21 protein-coding genes are annotated in these 17,039 nt (G+C 61.5%); 11 read left to right on the top strand and 10 right to left on the bottom strand.

The features are described 5' to 3' along the window. Positions 1-17: 17 nt before the first annotated feature. Positions 18-647, bottom strand: a complete 630-nt coding sequence (locus tag JQ553_RS16310; protein WP_212501004.1) for a 2-hydroxychromene-2-carboxylate isomerase — start codon at positions 645-647, stop codon at positions 18-20. A 470-nt stretch (positions 648-1,117) separates the two neighbouring features. Next, on the bottom strand, positions 1,118-1,429 hold the full coding sequence (locus JQ553_RS16315; protein ID WP_249144343.1) for a hypothetical protein: 312 nt from the start codon (positions 1,427-1,429) through the stop codon (positions 1,118-1,120). 74 nt (positions 1,430-1,503) lie between these two features. Between JQ553_RS16315 and JQ553_RS16320 the strand changes: the two genes are divergently transcribed. The 5 genes from JQ553_RS16320 (at position 1,504) to JQ553_RS16340 (ending at position 6,366) form a co-directional block, all read left to right on the top strand. Further along, positions 1,504-2,916: a CoA transferase gene (locus JQ553_RS16320; RefSeq protein ID WP_212501005.1), complete on the top strand. Its 1,413-nt coding sequence runs from the start codon at positions 1,504-1,506 to the stop codon at positions 2,914-2,916. Between the two features lie 14 nt (positions 2,917-2,930). Continuing rightward, the gene (locus tag JQ553_RS16325) at positions 2,931-3,710 is read left to right on the top strand and encodes an enoyl-CoA hydratase/isomerase family protein (RefSeq protein WP_249144344.1); all 780 of its coding nucleotides are present in this window, start codon (positions 2,931-2,933) and stop codon (positions 3,708-3,710) included. After that, positions 3,711-4,166: a MaoC family dehydratase gene (locus tag JQ553_RS16330; RefSeq protein WP_212501006.1), complete on the top strand. Its 456-nt coding sequence runs from the start codon at positions 3,711-3,713 to the stop codon at positions 4,164-4,166. A 5-nt stretch (positions 4,167-4,171) separates the two neighbouring features. Continuing rightward, on the top strand, positions 4,172-5,026 hold the full coding sequence (locus JQ553_RS16335) for a CoA ester lyase (RefSeq protein WP_212501007.1): 855 nt from the start codon (positions 4,172-4,174) through the stop codon (positions 5,024-5,026). Between the two features lie 107 nt (positions 5,027-5,133). Continuing rightward, positions 5,134-6,366 carry an acetyl-CoA C-acetyltransferase gene (locus JQ553_RS16340; RefSeq protein ID WP_212501008.1) on the top strand — a complete coding sequence of 411 codons (1,233 nt, stop codon included), beginning with the start codon at positions 5,134-5,136 and terminating at the stop codon, positions 6,364-6,366. 41 nt (positions 6,367-6,407) lie between these two features. On the opposite strand, the gene JQ553_RS16345 is transcribed toward JQ553_RS16340, so the two are convergent. Beyond that, positions 6,408-6,680 carry a hypothetical protein gene (locus JQ553_RS16345; protein WP_212501009.1) on the bottom strand — a complete coding sequence of 91 codons (273 nt, stop codon included), beginning with the start codon at positions 6,678-6,680 and terminating at the stop codon, positions 6,408-6,410. A gap of 134 nt (positions 6,681-6,814) precedes the next feature. Then, the gene (locus JQ553_RS16350; RefSeq protein ID WP_212501454.1) at positions 6,815-7,453 is read right to left on the bottom strand and encodes an XRE family transcriptional regulator; all 639 of its coding nucleotides are present in this window, start codon (positions 7,451-7,453) and stop codon (positions 6,815-6,817) included. Positions 7,454-7,588: 135 nt separating this feature from the next. On the opposite strand from JQ553_RS16350, the gene JQ553_RS16355 reads away from it, so the two are divergent. Together JQ553_RS16355 and JQ553_RS16360 are read left to right on the top strand one after the other, a co-directional pair. Further along, positions 7,589-8,116, top strand: coding sequence for a GcrA family cell cycle regulator (locus JQ553_RS16355; protein WP_212501010.1), 528 nt, complete (start codon positions 7,589-7,591; stop codon positions 8,114-8,116). Between the two features lie 109 nt (positions 8,117-8,225). After that, complete coding sequence (locus tag JQ553_RS16360) at positions 8,226-8,801, top strand: hypothetical protein (protein ID WP_212501011.1); 576 nt, start codon at positions 8,226-8,228, stop codon at positions 8,799-8,801. A 37-nt stretch (positions 8,802-8,838) separates the two neighbouring features. Here JQ553_RS16360 and JQ553_RS16365 read toward each other — a convergent pair whose 3' ends face one another. Then, the gene (locus JQ553_RS16365; protein ID WP_212501455.1) at positions 8,839-10,404 is read right to left on the bottom strand and encodes a winged helix-turn-helix domain-containing tetratricopeptide repeat protein; all 1,566 of its coding nucleotides are present in this window, start codon (positions 10,402-10,404) and stop codon (positions 8,839-8,841) included. A gap of 140 nt (positions 10,405-10,544) precedes the next feature. On the opposite strand from JQ553_RS16365, the gene mddA reads away from it, so the two are divergent. The 3 genes from mddA to JQ553_RS16380 all read left to right on the top strand — a co-directional run bounded on the left by mddA (position 10,545) and on the right by JQ553_RS16380 (position 13,346). Continuing rightward, positions 10,545-11,321 carry a methanethiol S-methyltransferase gene (gene mddA, locus JQ553_RS16370; protein WP_212501012.1) on the top strand — a complete coding sequence of 259 codons (777 nt, stop codon included), beginning with the start codon at positions 10,545-10,547 and terminating at the stop codon, positions 11,319-11,321. Positions 11,322-11,349: 28 nt separating this feature from the next. After that, positions 11,350-11,772, top strand: a complete 423-nt coding sequence (locus JQ553_RS16375; RefSeq protein WP_212501013.1) for a GFA family protein — start codon at positions 11,350-11,352, stop codon at positions 11,770-11,772. 290 nt (positions 11,773-12,062) lie between these two features. Further along, complete coding sequence (locus tag JQ553_RS16380; RefSeq protein ID WP_212501014.1) at positions 12,063-13,346, top strand: CaiB/BaiF CoA-transferase family protein; 1,284 nt, start codon at positions 12,063-12,065, stop codon at positions 13,344-13,346. Between the two features lie 217 nt (positions 13,347-13,563). Here JQ553_RS16380 and JQ553_RS16385 read toward each other — a convergent pair whose 3' ends face one another. Beyond that, positions 13,564-13,722: a hypothetical protein gene (locus JQ553_RS16385; protein WP_249144345.1), complete on the bottom strand. Its 159-nt coding sequence runs from the start codon at positions 13,720-13,722 to the stop codon at positions 13,564-13,566. Between the two features lie 52 nt (positions 13,723-13,774). Between JQ553_RS16385 and JQ553_RS16390 the strand changes: the two genes are divergently transcribed. Next, positions 13,775-13,957, top strand: coding sequence for a hypothetical protein (locus tag JQ553_RS16390; protein WP_212501016.1), 183 nt, complete (start codon positions 13,775-13,777; stop codon positions 13,955-13,957). A 23-nt stretch (positions 13,958-13,980) separates the two neighbouring features. Here JQ553_RS16390 and JQ553_RS16395 read toward each other — a convergent pair whose 3' ends face one another. The 4 genes from JQ553_RS16395 to JQ553_RS16410 are packed head-to-tail and all read right to left on the bottom strand — an operon-like array spanning position 13,981 to position 16,957. Next, positions 13,981-14,301 (bottom strand): cupin domain-containing protein, encoded by a 321-nt coding sequence (locus JQ553_RS16395; protein WP_212501017.1) that lies wholly within the window; start codon positions 14,299-14,301, stop codon positions 13,981-13,983. Next, the gene (locus JQ553_RS16400; protein ID WP_212501018.1) at positions 14,298-15,050 is read right to left on the bottom strand and encodes a YqcI/YcgG family protein; all 753 of its coding nucleotides are present in this window, start codon (positions 15,048-15,050) and stop codon (positions 14,298-14,300) included. The genes JQ553_RS16395 and JQ553_RS16400 overlap by 4 nt, the downstream gene beginning before the upstream one ends. 15 nt (positions 15,051-15,065) lie before the next feature. Beyond that, positions 15,066-16,370, bottom strand: coding sequence for an MFS transporter (locus tag JQ553_RS16405; protein ID WP_212501019.1), 1,305 nt, complete (start codon positions 16,368-16,370; stop codon positions 15,066-15,068). Further along, positions 16,370-16,957: a hypothetical protein gene (locus JQ553_RS16410; protein WP_249144346.1), complete on the bottom strand. Its 588-nt coding sequence runs from the start codon at positions 16,955-16,957 to the stop codon at positions 16,370-16,372. Before JQ553_RS16410 ends, JQ553_RS16405 begins: the two co-directional genes overlap by 1 nt. Positions 16,958-17,039 lie beyond the last annotated feature (82 nt).

The raw sequence follows: 17,039 nt of genomic DNA on the forward strand, positions 1-17,039 counted from the left end.
ACGATGCAGAGGCCACCCTATTTACGGTGCCGGCTGCCCAACGCGATCGCAATCGTTTCCGGGTGTTGGATTCGCTCCGCCAGCATGTCGATGCGATCGCCGCCCCAAAACAGCTCGCCGTTGAACACCATGGTCGGCACGCCGAACACGCCGAGCGCTTCGGCCTCGTCCATGATGCGATCATGTTCTGCACGGGCAGCGCCACGCACATAATCCTCGAAGTCGGCCGCCGAGCCACCGATCGCGGCGATCACGCCAGAGATGGCCGAGAGGTCATCGATCTCGAGATCGTGGTTCCAGAAGCGCCGGAACACGGTATCGTGATAGAGCCGAAACAATCCTTGTCGTTGGGCGAACAGCATTCCGGCGCTGGAATAGAATGCGTCATAGATCCGGCGTGGGCCCTTCATGACGAGACCCTGCGCATTGGCGAACCGCCGGGCGTCCATGTAGGCGTAGCGGACCTTGCGCCAGAAGTGGGGCGTGCGCTCTTCAACCGTGCCCATGAATTCGGCGATGCGTAGCGTGTACGGAAGCCATTCCAGCTCGACGCCGTATTTGTCCTCGAGTTCGAACAGCCGCCTGTTGGCGACGTAGGCGTACGGACTCTTGTAGTCGGTGTAGATTCGTACCAGAGGCTTTCCCATCGTCGACCTCACTTGCTTCGATCGATTGTTTTCGATCCGAGGGCGTGAAGCAAGGCGGGGTTGTGGCGACCCAAACGAATGGGCCCCGGTGCATTCAAGCATCTCGCGGGGCCCTGCTTCTTCGTTTTAGCGAAGGCGTTCTGGTAGAAACCAGTAGACTCTGAGGACGGAAAGCGCTTGGCCTTTGCGCTTTTGTCCTGCGGGTATGTTCAGATTGTCGAAGGCGCAAGGCGGCTCGCAGCTGCTCTCACCTCAACCTGCGCCGAGACCCTGCCGCTGAGCAAGGCCGATGGGTCTTACCCGGTGGCGTCATGCTCCTCTCCAAGAGTGGCCCGACGGACATCTGTCCGCTTTTACTGCATGCCGGCCGACCACATGATCGGGCGTCAATTCCTGCGACGCGGGGAGCAACGCTCCCGGCACCCCCACAGGTGCAGCCGGGTAAATGCTGCGGCAGATATGGCGTCCTGTCAAGTTAGCCAGGCTGCCGTTTTCAGGCAGGGTTCCCGTCGCTCTTGATCTGGCGGTGGTGCCCGATTTTCCGGTAGTCCACGAACCGCCATGGCATCGCCGAAAACACTCGGCCCTGCTTTTGCGGTAGTAGGCGTCATGCCGGGATGGGTCCAGATCAATTGCTCATGCTCGGCGTCGACCTTGCGGATGTATTGATCGTGCGCGTCCGGATGTATGTCGAGGCCGAGGTAGGCGGTTGGATTGTCATTGCTCCAGGCCTGCCTGAGATCGTGGCCCTCGCGACCGCTCATGTTGAGCCGCACCGCCATCTCCGAAACCTTGAAGCCCGCGATGATGTCGTGTGGCCGCAGCTTGCCGTCGGCGGTGACGCATCGGCGAATTGTTGCGGCAGCTTCGCGGTGCCGGCGCCACGGTAGTGATCGCCGAGCAGAATATGCATTTTTGCCTTGGGCTTGCGGGCCACGCGACGGTTATCGACAAGGGGCAGATCGTCTACACATCCTTTATCGAAGAGCTGAAAGCCAACGACAACATTCGCGAGCTATCCCGCGCTTCAGGGCTCTTTGCAGCAACGGGAGGAAAAAGGGTGGGTGAACGCAGGCTGACGCCGACGTATGAGGCACCTTACCGAGGCCTGAAGGTGCTCGATTTTGGCCAGGGAATTGCCTCGCCCTATTGCGCGATGCTGCTCGGGGTCTACGGCGCCGACGTCATCAAGGTCGAACCGCCGGAAGGCGACTGGTCGCGCTATCTCGGGACTACCTATGGCAATCACACGACACTGTCGGCAGTCTACAACCGCGGCAAGCGCAGCCTCTGCCTCGACATGAAGCACAAGGACGGGATCGGGATCGCGATCGCCCGGCGCCTGGCAGAGGAGGCAGACGTCCTGATCGAGGGCTTCCGACCCGGCGTCGCCGAGCGGCTGGGGCTCGGCTACGAAAGGCTGTCACGCGATAATCCCGGCCTGATCTATCTTTCCGTCAGCGGCTTTGGCCAGAGCGGGCCCTATGCAAAGCGGCCCGGCTCGGATTCGGTCGCGCAGGCGTTCTCCGGACTGGTCTCAATCAATGTCGGGACCGACGGTGTCCCGCACCGCGTCGGCACCACGATCTCCGATGTCGTGACTGGCGTCTACGCTTTTCAGGCGATTGCGACGGCGTTGTTTGCCCGTGCGAGCGTCGGCACCGGGCGCTGGATCGACGTCAATCTCTGCCAGTCGACCGCGGCCCTGCTCGGACACAAGGTCGCCGAGTTCATGCTGGAGGGCGGCGCTCCGCGCGCGCTCAACGTGCCGGCCGGGACCTACCAGACCCAGGATGGCTGGATGATGGTGACGCTGGTGAACGAGCCGCAGTACAAGCGGCTTTGTGCCGCGATCGGCCGCGACGATCTCGCCAGTGACCCGCGCTATGCCGACTTTGCGCGACGTGCCGACGCCGCTGATGCGCTGATTTCCGAGATGCGCGAGATCTTCCTGGTGCTGCCGACGGAGGCCTGGCTGACGCGTCTGCATGCCGCCGATATCATCGCGGAGCGGATCCACAATCCCGGCGAATGGCTGCGCAATGCGCATGTCGAGGCAACGAAGGCCGCCGTGTGCCAGGACACGCCCGGAGTCGGGCCGGTTTACACGCCGCGCACGCCCGGCTTCGCCGGCCTGTCGGAAGACCATCTCCGTCCGGCGCCCGATGTCGGGCAGGACAGCTGCGAGATTCTGATGGAGGCCGGACTTGACCGCGCAGTGATCGAGGACCTCATTCAGTCCGGCGCGGTCCGGCAAGCCAAGCGATAGCGAGGGAGAACGAGATGATGAATACGAGCCCTGTTCGCTATTCGGTCTCGAACCGGATCGCCGAAATCATGCTGGATCGCGCTCCGGTCAACGCGCTGAACATGCCCTTGATCGATGCGTTGCTGGCGGCTTTGGCCAAGGCGCGGGACGATGAGACTGTGCGCGCGGTCGTCATCGGCAGCGCGCATAGGGTGTTTTGCGCTGGCCTCGATCTCGACATCATCAGGGGTAAGCCCGCGATCGAAACCAGGAGGTTTCTCGAGCGGCTCTATTTCGCGCTGAACGACACGCAATACCGCATGGGCAAGCCGACGATCGCCGCCATCGACGGGGCGGTGCGCGCCGGTGGCATGACGATCGCGATTTCCTGCGACATGACCATTGCCGGCGATGCCTCGACCTTCGGCTATCCCGAGATCGATGTTGGGCTGATTCCAGCGATCCACTTCGTGCAATTGCCGCGGCTCGTTGGAAAGCATCAGGCATTCGGTCCATTGTTTCTCGGTGAGCCCTTCGACGCCGCAACCGCCTATCGCATGGGGTTGTTGAGCGAGGTGGTGCCCAAAGGGACGGCGCTCGACCGCGCTCGCGAGATCGCGCGGCAGCTCGCGGCGAAATCACCAATTGTCATGAAGATCGGTCGCGACGCCTTCATGCGCGCGATCGATGCCGATTTTCGCCGGTCGGTCGAGAATGCGGCCGAAAGCTTCGCGCTGGTTGCAACGACGGAGGATTGTCAGGAAGGGCTCAATGCGTTCGTGGAAAAGCGAGCGCCCAACTACAAGGGACGGTAGATGGCTGGCTTATACTTTGAAGAGTTCGAGGTCGGGCAGGAGTTCCATCACGAATTCAGCCGCACCGTGACCGAGATGGACAACACGATGTTCAGTCTGCTGACAATGAATCCGCAGCCGCTGCACATCGACGCGCATTTCGCTGAAAAGTCCGAGTTTGGTCAGCGGCTGTTCAACAGCCTCTACACACTCGGCATCATGATCGGCATGAGCGTGTATGACACGACGCTCGGGACCACGGTCGGCAATCTTGGCATGACCGACGTCAAGTTTCCAAAGCCGGTCTTCCACGGCGATACGCTGCGGGCGCACACCAAGATCATCAGCAAGCGCGCGAGCAAGTCGCGGCCGACCCAGGGGCTGGTCGAGTTCGAGCACACCATGACCAATCAGCGTGGCGAGGTGGTCGCAAGCTGCCGCCGCACTGGCCTGATGTATTGCAAACCGAAGGCTTGACGACGATGCGATCGTTCCTGTTCGTTCCCGGTGACAGCATCCGCAAATATGAAAGCGCGAAGAGAACCGCCGCCGATGCCTTGATCCTCGACCTCGAGGATTCCATTGCGCCGGACCAGAAGGTGGTGGCGCGAGGCATCGCGCGGCAGATGCTGGCCGCGCGCAATCCAGCGCAGAAGCTCTATGTCCGTGTGAACGCGCTCGATACCGGTATGACGCTTGACGATCTCGCGGCCGTGATGCCAGGCAGGCCCGATGGCATCGTATTGCCGAAGTGCGCGGGCGCGGCCGACGTCAACAGGCTGTCGCTCTATCTCGACGCCTTTGAGGCCTCCTCAGGCATCGAGCAGGGAACGACGCGCATCGTGACGGTGGCGACCGAGACGGCGCGGGCGGTCCTGAAAATCCTCGACTTCGAAAATATGAGCCCGCGGCTATGGGGCATGATGTGGGGCGCCGAGGACCTCGCTGCATCCCTCGGGGCCTCGCGCAACCGCACGGACGGCCGTTACCACTCGCCCTTCGTCCTGGCCCGCGATCTCTGCCTGATCGGCGCCGCCGCAGCAGGAGTGGTGGCGATCGATACGATCGCGACCGACATTAGCGATCTTGATGCCCTGAAGGCGGAGGCCATCGCCGCGCGCCAGGACGGCTTTCTGGCAAAGGCGGTGATCCATCCCAAGCACGTCGATATCGTCAACGCGGCATTCATGCCCACGGATGAAGAGATTGAATGGTCAAAGCGTGTGGTCGCTGCGTTCGCCGGCAATTCGTCGGGCGTCGTCAAGATGGACGGCAAGATGCTGGACAAGCCGCATCTTCGTGCAGCTGAAAAGATCCTAGCCTTGCGCCGAAGGTAGACTGGAAGCAATCGCGCCGTCCGCGAGGCCGGCCTCTTGCGGTGAATTGACTTTGATCAGGGATCGGCGGCAAATGCCTCAAACCCATACTGCCGGGAGGAAATCACATGGTCGACGCGCTCATCATCGATGCATGCAGGACGCCGCGAGGCATTGGCAAGACCGGCAAGGGGGCACTGTCTGGTATCCATCCGCAGCAACTCGGCGCCACCGTGTTGCGGGCGCTGGCTGACAGGACCGGTATCGATACCGCCGATGTCGACGACATCATTTGGGGCACTAGCTCGCAGCGCGGTCCGCAGAGCGGAGACCTCGGCCGGATGTCGGCGCTCGACGCCGGCTATGACGTGCGTGCCAGCGGCGTCACGCTCGATCGCTTCTGTGGTTCGGGCATTACCAGCGTCAACATGGCCGCCAACTCGATCATGTCGGGCTCCGAGGCTCTTGTGATCGCGGGCGGTACCGAGATGATGTCAATGGAAGGCCGCCGCGGCGAGGGGCCGTTCATGATGGACGCCGGCAATCTTCGCCTGCGCGCTCGCCATCCGCAATCGCACCAGGGTGTCTGCGCCGACGCCGTCGCGACGCTGGAAGGCATTGCCCGGCAAGACGTCGATGAACTGGGTCTCGAAAGCCAGAAGCGAGCGGCGGCCGCGATCAAGGGCGGCCATTTCGAGAAGAGCCTGGTCCCGGTCTATCGCGAGGACGGCACGCTGGCGCTTGATCGCGAGGAATATCCACGGCCGCAGACGACCCTGGAGAGCCTGGCCGCGCTGAAGCCGGCATTCCCGGCAATTGCGGACCATGCGCTCGACGACAAGGGCACGACCTATCGCAAGTTGATCCTGGAAAAATATCCCGAGCTCGATATCAACTTTGTCCACCATGCGGGAAACTCCTCCGGCGTGGTCGACGGCTCCGCCGCCATCCTGCTGGCGTCCCCGGATTATGCCAGCAAGCATGGACTAAAGCCGCGCGCCCGTGTGGTCGCGATGGCGAACATGGGCGATTCGCCGACGCTGATGCTGAACGCGCCGGTGCCGGCCGCCCGCAAGGTGCTCGCGAAGGCCGGGCTCACGCTCGACGACATCGATCTGTTCGAGATCAACGAGGCTTTCGCCGTGGTCGCCGAAAAATTCATCCGCGACCTCAAGCTCGATCGCGACAAAGTCAACGTCAACGGTGGCGCAATCGCGCTCGGTCACCCGATCGGCGCAACCGGCTCGATCCTGATCGGAACGATGCTGGACGAGTTGGAGCGGCGCGACCTCAAGCGCGGCCTGGTAACGATGTGCGCGGCAGGCGGCATGGCGCCCGCCATCATTATCGAGCGGGTCTGAGTGCACACACAGGCGGCCCGAAACCAGAATTGCGATAGACTCTAGACTGGTTCATGCTTGCGCAGGTCGCGAGCGTGATCAAAGGCCGCAGCCTGCAGGTCGGCGCCGGTGTCGACTTCGGGGAGGGAGGCCTCGGCAAGGATCTCGCCGGTAATGTCTTCGACCGAGGACTCCGCGATCTCGTGGATGAAGCTGATGTTGGTGTATTCCCCCGATGCGATCCGCGCGACCACGTCGCGCCGTGTCATTTCGGGATCGACGACCGCCTCGCGGCCACGGCGGCCGTAGTCGATCATCACGACCAAATATTGCATGCTCGAAAATCGACGCTCCAGTTGTACAACAGATATAGTGCAACCATTATTTCCGATAATCAGAAGCACGTCAAGTCAATTTGCGATAATCAGAAATTGAACATAGGAACGATTTCGGACTGCCGGGCGTGGAATTACTTTTCGGAGGTTCGTCCTCCGTGTGCCCGGACCACCTTGCGATTCCGCGATGCCGTCTTGCTGCGCAGCCGCTCGATCTGGCCGCGGGGCAGGGTGACGCAGATTTCGCCGATCCACTCCAGCTTCACGCCGTTGATCGGCTTGGCATTGAAGCTCGTCAGATTGACCAGGCCGGCGGAATTGCCGCGTTCAATGGTCTTGAGATAGCGCTCGCCGCTCTTGAGGCGAACCGCGGCCTCTTCGCCGTAGAAACTCGACAGCGGATAGCGCTGTTCACGATAGACCACGATGATGTCACCGTTCTCGTATTTCGGCAGCATTGAATCGCCAGCCACCTGGAACGCGATAGTCTCTTCTGAAACGGGAAACGGAAGCTCGACCTCGCCGAGGCCTTCAGGAGGCACCTGCTCATATTCCGGCTCGATCGATGCGCCGGCGCCGACCCGGCCCATGATCGGCACCGAGTTCAGTTCAAGATACTCGATGATTGGGGCAATTTCGGATGCCTTGATCAGTCTTATCCCCGAAAGGATTTCGGAGACCGCGCCGGGCCTGACACCCATCGCTCGCGCCAGTCCGCCCTTGGTCTTGCCGGGCTTCTCCAGTCCCCGCTCGATCATCTTTACGTCCAGCATGGTAGCCATCCCTTTCGGTTCTCCCCAAGTAGTCATATCAATTCCGATTATCAGAAATCAAGCTTGACTTTTATTTCGGAATATCAGAAATGAACGGACGGCGTCGGGCGGAGTGACAGGAATGGAAATTTTGGAATGGAAACGACAGACTGGCTGCCCGAGCACTCGGCCGCCTTGCGGGACCTTCGTGCCCGCGGCATGTCCTATTCGGCGATCGCCGACGAGATCAATGCGAAGTTCAACACGAGCTATACGCGCAACGCCGCGCTCGGCCGGGCCCAGCGCATGGGGCTCGGAAGCCTGGGGCGGCCGGAGCCGTCTTTGCCTGGTCCGCAGGATATCGAGCGACCACGCGAGCCTTGCGCCGGGCCCGGGACCGGCACGCTTCAATGGCCGAAGTCCTTCGCGGGAAAGCTGGAGGTGCCGAACCTTCGTTGCGCCGTGGTCGAGCCGCGTCATCTTTCGCTGGCAGAACTCGGGCGCGACGATTGTCGATATCCATACGGCGGCGACGGCGAGGACGAGCCGATCACTTTCTGCGGCCATCGGCGCCAGCCGGGCTCAAGCTACTGCACGCCGCATTTTGAGCTGAGCCGGGATCCCGTGCTGTCAGCGGAACCCGTGTTGAGCGCCGCGTGGCTTCGCGTCGTCGGCGCTGCCTGAGCGGGAATTCCACCACCCCCACACCTTTGGACTTCTGTCCGCGATCTCGAGCGCGCGGACGCGAGGCGTTGTCCGCGCGCCCTTCATTCCAACCCCACGGAGTTTATCCATGCCACGAGCCAAACGCAGGAAGCCATACCATCCGGCCGGGACGTACGACCGCCGGTCGCAGGATCTGCCCTATAACGCTGAGGTCGCGCGCGTGGAGGTCGACGATCCGCTCGCGCTGGAGCCGGGCGAGAAGATTGTCGCCCTGCGTTCAATTCGCAACGATCCGCTCGGTCGCCTCCACGCGCACCGTCAAATCGATGACGCGCAACATAGGGGTGGGCGGGCCTTTCAGAGCGATTGGGAGAAAGCCGAGCGCGGGCCGCGCGCGGTCGATACGACGCGAGAATATGTCGACGGTGGCCAGCGGCGCGAGCCGATCACGGATAGCCAGCGCCAGGCGATCCTGCGACTAAATCGCGTCGAGCATGAACTCGGCGCGGACGGCACGACGCTGGTGCACGAGGTCCTGATTCTGGGGATGACCATGGAGCAGATCGGGGAAAGGCGCGGGCTGCGCACCCAGCGTTGGCGGGACTACTTTGCCCGGCGTCTTAGGGAATGCCTCGACCGTCTGGCGGTGATGTATGGATTCGCCTCGGCGCATCCGATTCCGGTCAAGGGCCTTCCGCGTTAGGTGTGGAGCAGGGTGCCAAGGGGCGATCGCCGCGCGGCTATTGCAGCCCGGCGCGGCGAAAGCCTTCCAGATAGTGCTCACGGTCGCTGTCAAGCTTCCATGGCAGTTGGGTTGCGATCCAGGCCAGCGAAATGTTGGGCTGGATCCGGCGTAGCTGGTCCAAGGCGGCTTTCGCCGTATCGATCTGCCCGGTCATCGCGGCGGCGACCGTCAGCACGCGATAGGCGCCGCTGAGATCGCCGCGCTGACGAATCGCCTCGCGCGCCAGCGTGATCGCCTCTGCATAATTCCTGCCGACATACTGCGCATAGGCGGCGACGCCGTAGTAGATGGCCGAGGACGGGTCGCGCGGGCTCAAGCGAATCGCGCGCTGCGTCGCGTCGTAGGCGTCCTGCCAGCGGCCGATGTACGACAGCGCCAGGCCGTAATAGCCCTGCGCCAGCGAAAAGTTCGGATTGAGCTGGAGCGCCTGCTCGAACTCCGAAAGCGACTTGTCCAGGCGGCGTGTCGAAAAGTAGACGCTGCCGAGGGCGGTATGTGCCCAGGCGTCCTCGTTATCGGCCGTGATCGCCGCGAGCGCGGCGCGTTCTGCGACCGGGGCTACCGTCCGGATATCGGACCAGCCGAGATGGGCGCTGAACATGTGATTGGTTGCGAGCAACGACAGGGCCTGACAATAGTCGGGGTCGATCGCGATCGCCTTCTCCAGTAGTGCCTGCGCCAGGATGTTATCCGGCCGCGTGACCCGCCAGTGATGCGACAGGGCCCGCATCGTGAGGTCCCAGGCGTCGACGCTGCTGGGCGGTTTGCGGCGGCTGCGAAAGTTCTCAGCCGCGTAGATCTGTGGCTCGATCGTCGCGACGATGGCGTCGGCGATCTCGTCCTGGACCGCGAAGACGTCGACGATCTCCCGATCATACTGCTCCGCCCAGATATGGCCGCCGGAGGCGGTGTCGTTGAGTTGAGCAGTGATGCGAACGCGATCTCTATTCTTGCGGACACTGCCTTCGAGCACATAGCGGACGCCGAGTTCGGTGGCGACTTGCTTCATAAGGACCGGCTTGCCCTTGTAGGTGAAGGACGAGTTGCGTGCGATCACAAAAAACCAACGGAGCTTCGACAGCGCGGTGATGATGTCTTCGCTGATCCCGTCGGAGAAATACTCCTGCCCCGGGTCCCCGCTGATGTTGTCGAACGGCAGCACGGCTATTGCCGGACGATCGGGCAACACGAGAGATGGCCGCGGCGGTTCGCTGTTAACCAGCACCGCCGAAGTGTGCCGCCGATCCTCCGTCGGCTCATCGATCGTTCCAACGAAGCGAACGCCCTTTCGAGGGATGGTCCGGATCAGCCGCTGCTCCTTGCCGGTGTCGCCGATCGCGGCGCGCGCGGCGTTGATGCGGCTGTCGACCGTCGAATCCGAGACAATCCGCCCGCCCCAGACCAGTGTGATGAGGTCGTCACGGCTGACGACGCGATCGCGGTTTTGCACCAGGTGCACCAGCAAATCGAACACCTGCGGCTGCATAGCGACCAGATCGCCGTTCCGGCGCAATTCGCGCAGGTCGGTGTCGAGATGATGATTGTCGAAGCTGAATTTCACGTGCGCGATCAGTCTCAAGAAACAATCAAGTGTATCTCACGGAGAGATCAAGCGGGCGGCAAAGCCTTGCGGCCGGTCCTAGGGCAATCTGCAAAAACCAAAGTTGCGATCATCCTATTGCTTCCACCGGAGTCAATTTTATGGCCGAGATCAACGTCGTTAGTTCCGCAGCGTCTGGACAGCGGGTGCTGAGGTTCATTGCGCTGCTGTATGGCGCTGTGGCCTACCTCACGTTCCTGATCACGATCCTGTATGCGATCGGCTTCGTGTCGGGCTACCTGGTTCCGAAGACCATCGACAGCGGCGCAGAATCCCGGGTAATCTCAGCTCTTGTGACCAATTTCGTGCTTATGACCCTGTTTGCGGTCCAGCACAGCTTAATGGCCCGCAAATCGTTCAAGCAATGGTGGACACGATTCATTCCCCGATCGGTCGAACGAAGCACTTACGTGCTGGTCGCAAGCCTGGCGCTGCTGCTGCTGTTCTGGCAGTGGCGGCCGATGCCAACGGTCGTTTGGCATGTGGCGAATCCGGAACTGGCGGCAATCATCACGGGGCTTTCGTTCCTTGGCTGGGCAATTGTCTTCACCAGTACCTTCCTTATCAATCATTTCGAGTTGTTCGGATTGCATCAGGTCGTGAACAATCTTGCGGGATGCGAGACGCCGGCTCCGCGATTTCGGACGCCTCTCTACTACAAATTCGTGCGGCATCCGCTCTACCTCGGTTTCATCATCGCATTCTGGGCGGCGCCGACCATGAGCGTCGGGCACCTGCTGTTCGCGGCTGTGACCACGGCGTACATCTTTGTGGGTATCTTTCTGGAGGAACGTGACCTCGTCGATCTGTTTGGCGACGAATACCGAAACTACAAACAGCGCGTATCAATGCTGATCCCGTGGCGGAAGCCGTCCTGATTGGAATTCATCCAAGGAGAATTTTCTCATGAAGCATGCTGGAAACTGCTTTTGCGGCGCCGTCGAACTGCAGGCCACCGGTCAGCCGGAGGCCATGGGCTACTGTCATTGCCGTTCGTGCCGCTCCTGGTCCGGCGGCCCCGTGAACGCGTTTAGCCTCTGGAAGCCGGAAGCGGTGGAGGTTACCAAGGGTGCACAGCACGTCGCGACGTTCGAGAAAACGCCGATGAGTCAGCGCAAGTATTGCGCCAAGTGCGGCGGTCATCTCATGACCAATCATCCGACGCTTGGGCTCGTCGATGTCTTCGCAGCAACGATCCCGACGCTCAGCTTCGTCCCGGGTGTTCACGTTAACTATGCCGAAGCTGTGCTGCCGATCCGCGATGGTCTACCGAAACTGAAGGATTTTCCGGCCGAGTTTGGCGGGTCGGGCGAAATGATCGCCGAATAGGTGAACCACCGGCAACGCAAACACAGGCGCGCCGCGCGATAACCTGTGCCCTTGTAGCCGCCCGATGCCGCATCAAGCGGAATCGGGCGGCTCTCTTGCGGGCGATGCGGCGTCGGAGTTCATCGCCCGAGGCTAGGTTGTTCGACCCGCGCCAGCTATGTCAGCGTGAGGTCTCGACCTGCAAAATACGGATTTGTTGATGGTGGCGGGCTTCCGGTAAAAGCAATTGCCCGCATGGCATGGCCATCATCGAATTTCGCCGGGCAAAATAAGAAGAGGAAACATCGATCATGAGCAGCAGACCAGAATTGCCGGAGCGCACGCCGCGCCGAGATGGCGTCCCGACGGCGCTTGACGGTCTGCTGGTTGTCGATTTCACCCGCGTCGTTGCCGGGCCTGCCTGCACGCAGACGCTGGCTGATTTCGGCGCCGAAGTCATCAAGATCGAGAATCCGGACGGCGGTGACGATACACGCGCCTATGAGCATGCGGAGATTGGGGGCGAGAGCGCGGCGTTTCTCAGCCTGAATCGCAACAAGCGCGGCATCGCGCTCGATTTCAACAACCCGGCTGCGCTTGAGGTGGCGCGCGCGTTGATCGCCAAGGCCGACGTGGTGGTGGAGAATTTTTCCGGCGGCGTGATGAAAAAATTCGGCCTCGACTACGCCTCGGTCGCGCCGAGCAATCCGTGCCTGATCTATTGTTCGATCTCTGCCTACGGCCGCACAGGCGATTTCGCCCTGCGTCCGGGTTTCGATCCCATCACGCAGGCCGAAAGCGGTTTCATGTCGCTCAACGGCTTTCCGGACGGCGAGCCGGTTCGAACCGGTCCACCGATCGTCGACATGGCCACGGGTATGTCGGCATGCAACGCAATCCTGCTCGCGCTGATCGCTCGCGAACGGCTTGGCCGCGGTCAACAGGTCGAGGTCGCATTGATCGACACGGCCGTCGCAATGACCGGCTTCTATGGCATGGCTTATCTGATCAACGGCACCAATCCGGGCCGCTTCGGAAACTCACCGAATGGCTCGCCGACGGTCGGTGTCTATCATGCGTCCGATCGACCGCTCTACATGGCATGCGCCAATGATCGACTGTATCGGCGACTGGCAACAGAGGTGCTGGAGCGGCCGGACCTCGTCACGGATCCCGACTTTGCGCATCGCAAGGCACGAACCGCCAACAGGGAGAAGCTGCGCGCCATCATCGCCAGCGTGTTTGCCGGCGACAAGCTCGAGAACTGGATGGTGAAGATGAAGAAGGCGAATATTCCAGTCGGCTATCTGCGCACTGTCGAGGAAGGCTTCAATGCACCCGAGGTGCGCGATCGGCATCGTCTCAGCAAAATCCCCCATCCAACCGCCGGCTCGGTTCCCAATATCGAATCGCCCGTCAGCATGAGTCTGACGCCGATCATCGATCCCGTGGCGGCGCCATTGCTTGGTCAGCACACCAAGGACGTCTTGCGCGAGACGCTCGGCTATGACGACCTGCGCATCGCGGCGCTGGTCGAGGCGGGTGCTTTCGGCAAGCAGGGGAACATGGCTCAGAGCGATATCGGATCTGATTGAGTCAGAGCCGGGCTCCAGGCTTTTGTATCGATCCGTTTTCCTCGCGTGAGCCGGTATCCGCTTCGCCGGCAAAGCTGTAGCGCGCCGGCAGGCGCCGCTGGATCGTGCCAACCGCCAGCAGGCGGAGGGCCTGCTGGCTGCAATTCCATTCGTTGCTGACTGTCAGCCCGACGCGTCATGCCGGATTGACGTCGGCCGAATGGGGCCGCTTCGGCCCTCAGTTTGGCTTGCTGCGCAGGTTGTTCTTTGTCATACTTGCAACTTCTTCGGGTTCCGCCCGATCGATTTCGAGCCGAGCCATCCGGAGTATCAAGGTTGCCGTTGTCAGGCCGAGGCGTTCGGCCTCCTGCGCTGCAGTGTCGACCTTCTGGGCCAAGCCTTCACGTTTACCTGGGTATGCCATTAGTAGTCCTCACTTCAGGTGCGAGATGAAAAATCCCACTCTTGTTGCAGAGCTGCAGAAAAAGCTCGGAGCTCCATCGAGCGAAACACTGGAAAGCCTGCGACTGTTGAAGGCCTTCCTTCGGATTGCGCCCGACCAGCGTTGCGAAGTCATTGCGCTGGTCGAACGCTTAGCGGCTCCGCCGCCAAAAGATCCTTCATTGTCATGAAGGCTGTGCATTCTCCTTGATCATCAGTTCTTGATTGGATGGGCTGGCGGTTGCGTAGCGATCACGTAGACCGCGCCGCCTTCGAGCGCTTCCGATTGATGACGCGTTCCGGCAGGTAAGAGAATGGTGTCGCCGGCGCTGACGATGCGCTCGCCGCCGTCCCAAATGAAATTCATCCGGCCACTGACGATCATCAGAATTTCGTCAACGGGATGGGTGTGAAAGTGATGAATCTTGCCCGCGGCGTCGTGCTGCAGTTCGACGGAGCCCTGCGTTGGAAGGAGGTTCAGGATCGCCGGATCGATCACGAATTCCGTCTTCGTGCCTGCGATGATCTGCGTCATGCTGCCTGCTCCTTGTTCTCGATGGACGGTGTCCTGTTCGCGAGTTTCGCGAAGGGGCAACCTCCGTGCGCGTTGTTGTCGTCGTGCAAGAAGTACTGCTGATATTCGCGTCCGTCGGTCGCGCCATAGCGTCCCAACAGCGGCGAGGGGCTCGCGCTATCGTATGGAATGAGACGCTTGCGTACCTCGGCAAACGCAGCGTTGGCCGCCTTCTCGGTTCCGAGTATCTTCTCAAAGACCCAGCGCGGCTGGAAGGTGAGCATGAAGGCGCTGGAACGGCGGCTCTGTCGCATCACATGCGCCGGTGTCGTGCAAACAACGAAGATCGGCTCTCCGGCGAATGAGAACTCCCACATCGGATGATCGATTTGTTCCGGGATGTTGGCCGGCCACGGACTCTTGTCGAGGCGTGCGAGCTGGTCGAGCGTTAGCCACATCTTGCGATAATAGGCATCGAGCGTCTGCACCGGACGAGGCCGCGTGAACACGATCAATGAGGTGTTGGGCCCAAACGAGCGAGCCTGAAAGACGTATCGAGCGAGTTGTTGGCCGAGAACAGCGACGTCGTAAGGATCCAGGAACAGGTAGCGCAGCTGATCCTGGCGGTGCCCCGTGACTCCGAAGACGCAGGGAAACGGTCTTGCTTCACTGCTCATCTGTGCTTCAAATTCGGAGAACATCACGCTTTGCCAGCTGCTCACCGGAAAGTTTGAGACGACTTCGCCTCTTCTCAAAAACAAGCGCTCCATAACACCCCCTCTCATTCACAATTGTGACTGACGAGCTAGCAACTTGCTCCTCATCAGCAGCGGCCCGGCGATTCCCGGCAGCGACATGAACAGCAAAATGGCAATCAACGCCCCGTAGCCGGCGTCGCCGATCGCGGCCGCGTTGTGTCCGGCGTCCGTTCCGGAGGCCTGGCTGGCGGCGAGCATGGCAAAGCCGATGACCGGTTGCGAAGCGCCGGCGAAGATCCCTGCCGCGGTCGTGTTCACCGAGGCGCCCACACCGATGAGATTCGCCGTGTAGAGCTTCTTGACGCATTTGAGGACCAGCGGGACGGTCCCGCCGGCGACAAGGCCCAATGCTGCGAACATGATGGTGACGTAGACGAAGCCGAGCGCGTGTGCGACCGGGGGTAGCAACAGCGCGATCAGAACCATGCGCAGCACGCAGATACGAATTAACGCGCTGTCGAGCGCCGCCGCAGCGCGGTCCGCCACGTGACCGAGGAAGATCGAGCCAAGTGCGTTACCGATCATGAACGCGAGCAGGGGAGTGCCCGCGGCCGCCGGCGAGATGTTGAAGATATGCGCCACCATCGGGATGCCCCAGACGCCCGACAGCGTCGTCACAACCGCGAAATGTGATGCAAACGTCATCGCGCAACCCCAGTTCGCGGCGTGGGACAGCGATTGCCGTGCGGCCATGATGACGCCCTTCAGCGTCGCGTTGCTGTGCGGTACGGGATCCGACTTCAGCGCAAGCTTGGCGAAGGCGAGGTTGACCAGGCCGACGCAGGCGATGAACAGAAAGCAGGCCCGCCAGCCAAAACCAGTGACGGCGGCCGCAAGCGGCGTCGTGGCGATCACGCCGCCGACATAGCCGGAGACCTGCGAAATGCCCGACATCACGCCGAACCTGTCGTCGGAAAAACTTTGCGCGACGAGCTTCAAGAGTGCGGTGAAGACCAGCGCATCGCCACAGGCCACGATCAGGCGCGCGGCAAAAACGTCGAGCAGGTTTGGCGCGAGCGCGAACGCTGCGCTGCCGAGCGACGAGGCAATCATGCTGACCAGCACGACGCGCTTCACGCCATACCGGTCGACCAGAAGGCCTGCCGGAATCTGCATCAGCGTGTAGCCCCAGAAGTAGCTGGAGGCGAGCATCGCAACACCGGCAGCGTCGGTGTTGAAGTCATGCATGAAGCTCAGGCTGATCGACTGCGGCGACACGCGCTGCAGGAAGGCGATCGCATAGGCGATGGCCACCGTCGCCCATGCCAGGTAGGCGCGGTCGGCAAGGCGCGAGACGGGAGCGTATACGGCTTGCTGTCCGAGCATCGACATCACACCCTTGCGTAACCAACCGAAAACAGAGCATCAGCTGAATTCGGAATTTTGCGTGACATCGCCACATCAACGAGCGACGCGGTGCCGTGATAGCTTTGCCGATGGTGCTTTATGTGGCCATAGGCCCCGCGCATGATCATGTCGGGCAGTTCGAGCGGCTTGCCCGGATAAAGCGAGGCGCACATTTCGACGCAGGCCGCCTGCAGGGCGGGATCCTGCGCGTCGTCCAGCAGCGACGGGGTCACCTTTTCGCAAATCTTCGCATTGGCGGCCCAAACGATGGGATTGCGGGTTCGCCAGCCATACAGCATGCCGTCAGCTCGCTCGGCGGCGCCTGAGCGCTTCAGGACTTCAGTGGTAAAGAAGCCGTAAAGGCCGCGACCCTGGTGCGCGGGAAGCACCTCGGTGCCGCTGCGGTAGATCGCAAGTCCAGTCGAGATTTCCAGGATGCGATAGACCGAGAAGGCCACCAGACCCGAGCCATCATAGACCAGGATGAGGCTGTATTTCTTGTCGAATGGCGAGGAGGTAGCCGTCCAGTGCGGCTCGACGGCCTGCCAATTGACAGCGATGATGCCGTTCATAGCATCCATCAGCGGCCGGCGGTCGGCGTGATCGATTTCGGACGCGTCGGGGAAGCTGTAGATCGCGTAATCCGCCCAGGGC

The sequence above is a fragment of the Bradyrhizobium lablabi genome, from assembly GCF_018131005.1.
GTDB classification, from domain to species: Bacteria; Pseudomonadota; Alphaproteobacteria; order Rhizobiales; family Xanthobacteraceae; genus Bradyrhizobium; species Bradyrhizobium lablabi_D.

What these genes read in the sequence shown, in the direction of transcription:
- JQ553_RS16310 (WP_212501004.1), bottom strand. Translation starts at nt 647, where the DNA reads ATGGGAAAGCCTCTGGTACGAATCTACACCGACTACAAGAGTCCGTAC.
- JQ553_RS16315 (WP_249144343.1), bottom strand. Translation starts at nt 1,429, where the DNA reads ATGGCGGTGCGGCTCAACATGAGCGGTCGCGAGGGCCACGATCTCAGG.
- JQ553_RS16325 (WP_249144344.1), top strand. Translation starts at nt 2,931, where the DNA reads ATGATGAATACGAGCCCTGTTCGCTATTCGGTCTCGAACCGGATCGCC.
- JQ553_RS16330 (WP_212501006.1), top strand. Translation starts at nt 3,711, where the DNA reads ATGGCTGGCTTATACTTTGAAGAGTTCGAGGTCGGGCAGGAGTTCCAT.
- JQ553_RS16335 (WP_212501007.1), top strand. Translation starts at nt 4,172, where the DNA reads ATGCGATCGTTCCTGTTCGTTCCCGGTGACAGCATCCGCAAATATGAA.
- JQ553_RS16340 (WP_212501008.1), top strand. Translation starts at nt 5,134, where the DNA reads ATGGTCGACGCGCTCATCATCGATGCATGCAGGACGCCGCGAGGCATT.
- JQ553_RS16345 (WP_212501009.1), bottom strand. Translation starts at nt 6,680, where the DNA reads ATGCAATATTTGGTCGTGATGATCGACTACGGCCGCCGTGGCCGCGAG.
- JQ553_RS16350 (WP_212501454.1), bottom strand. Translation starts at nt 7,453, where the DNA reads ATGCTGGACGTAAAGATGATCGAGCGGGGACTGGAGAAGCCCGGCAAG.
- JQ553_RS16355 (WP_212501010.1), top strand. Translation starts at nt 7,589, where the DNA reads ATGGAAACGACAGACTGGCTGCCCGAGCACTCGGCCGCCTTGCGGGAC.
- JQ553_RS16360 (WP_212501011.1), top strand. Translation starts at nt 8,226, where the DNA reads ATGCCACGAGCCAAACGCAGGAAGCCATACCATCCGGCCGGGACGTAC.
- mddA (WP_212501012.1), top strand. Translation starts at nt 10,545, where the DNA reads ATGGCCGAGATCAACGTCGTTAGTTCCGCAGCGTCTGGACAGCGGGTG.
- JQ553_RS16375 (WP_212501013.1), top strand. Translation starts at nt 11,350, where the DNA reads ATGAAGCATGCTGGAAACTGCTTTTGCGGCGCCGTCGAACTGCAGGCC.
- JQ553_RS16380 (WP_212501014.1), top strand. Translation starts at nt 12,063, where the DNA reads ATGAGCAGCAGACCAGAATTGCCGGAGCGCACGCCGCGCCGAGATGGC.
- JQ553_RS16390 (WP_212501016.1), top strand. Translation starts at nt 13,775, where the DNA reads ATGAAAAATCCCACTCTTGTTGCAGAGCTGCAGAAAAAGCTCGGAGCT.
- JQ553_RS16395 (WP_212501017.1), bottom strand. Translation starts at nt 14,301, where the DNA reads ATGACGCAGATCATCGCAGGCACGAAGACGGAATTCGTGATCGATCCG.
- JQ553_RS16400 (WP_212501018.1), bottom strand. Translation starts at nt 15,050, where the DNA reads ATGGAGCGCTTGTTTTTGAGAAGAGGCGAAGTCGTCTCAAACTTTCCG.
- JQ553_RS16405 (WP_212501019.1), bottom strand. Translation starts at nt 16,370, where the DNA reads ATGTCGATGCTCGGACAGCAAGCCGTATACGCTCCCGTCTCGCGCCTT.
- JQ553_RS16410 (WP_249144346.1), bottom strand. Translation starts at nt 16,957, where the DNA reads ATGAACGGCATCATCGCTGTCAATTGGCAGGCCGTCGAGCCGCACTGG.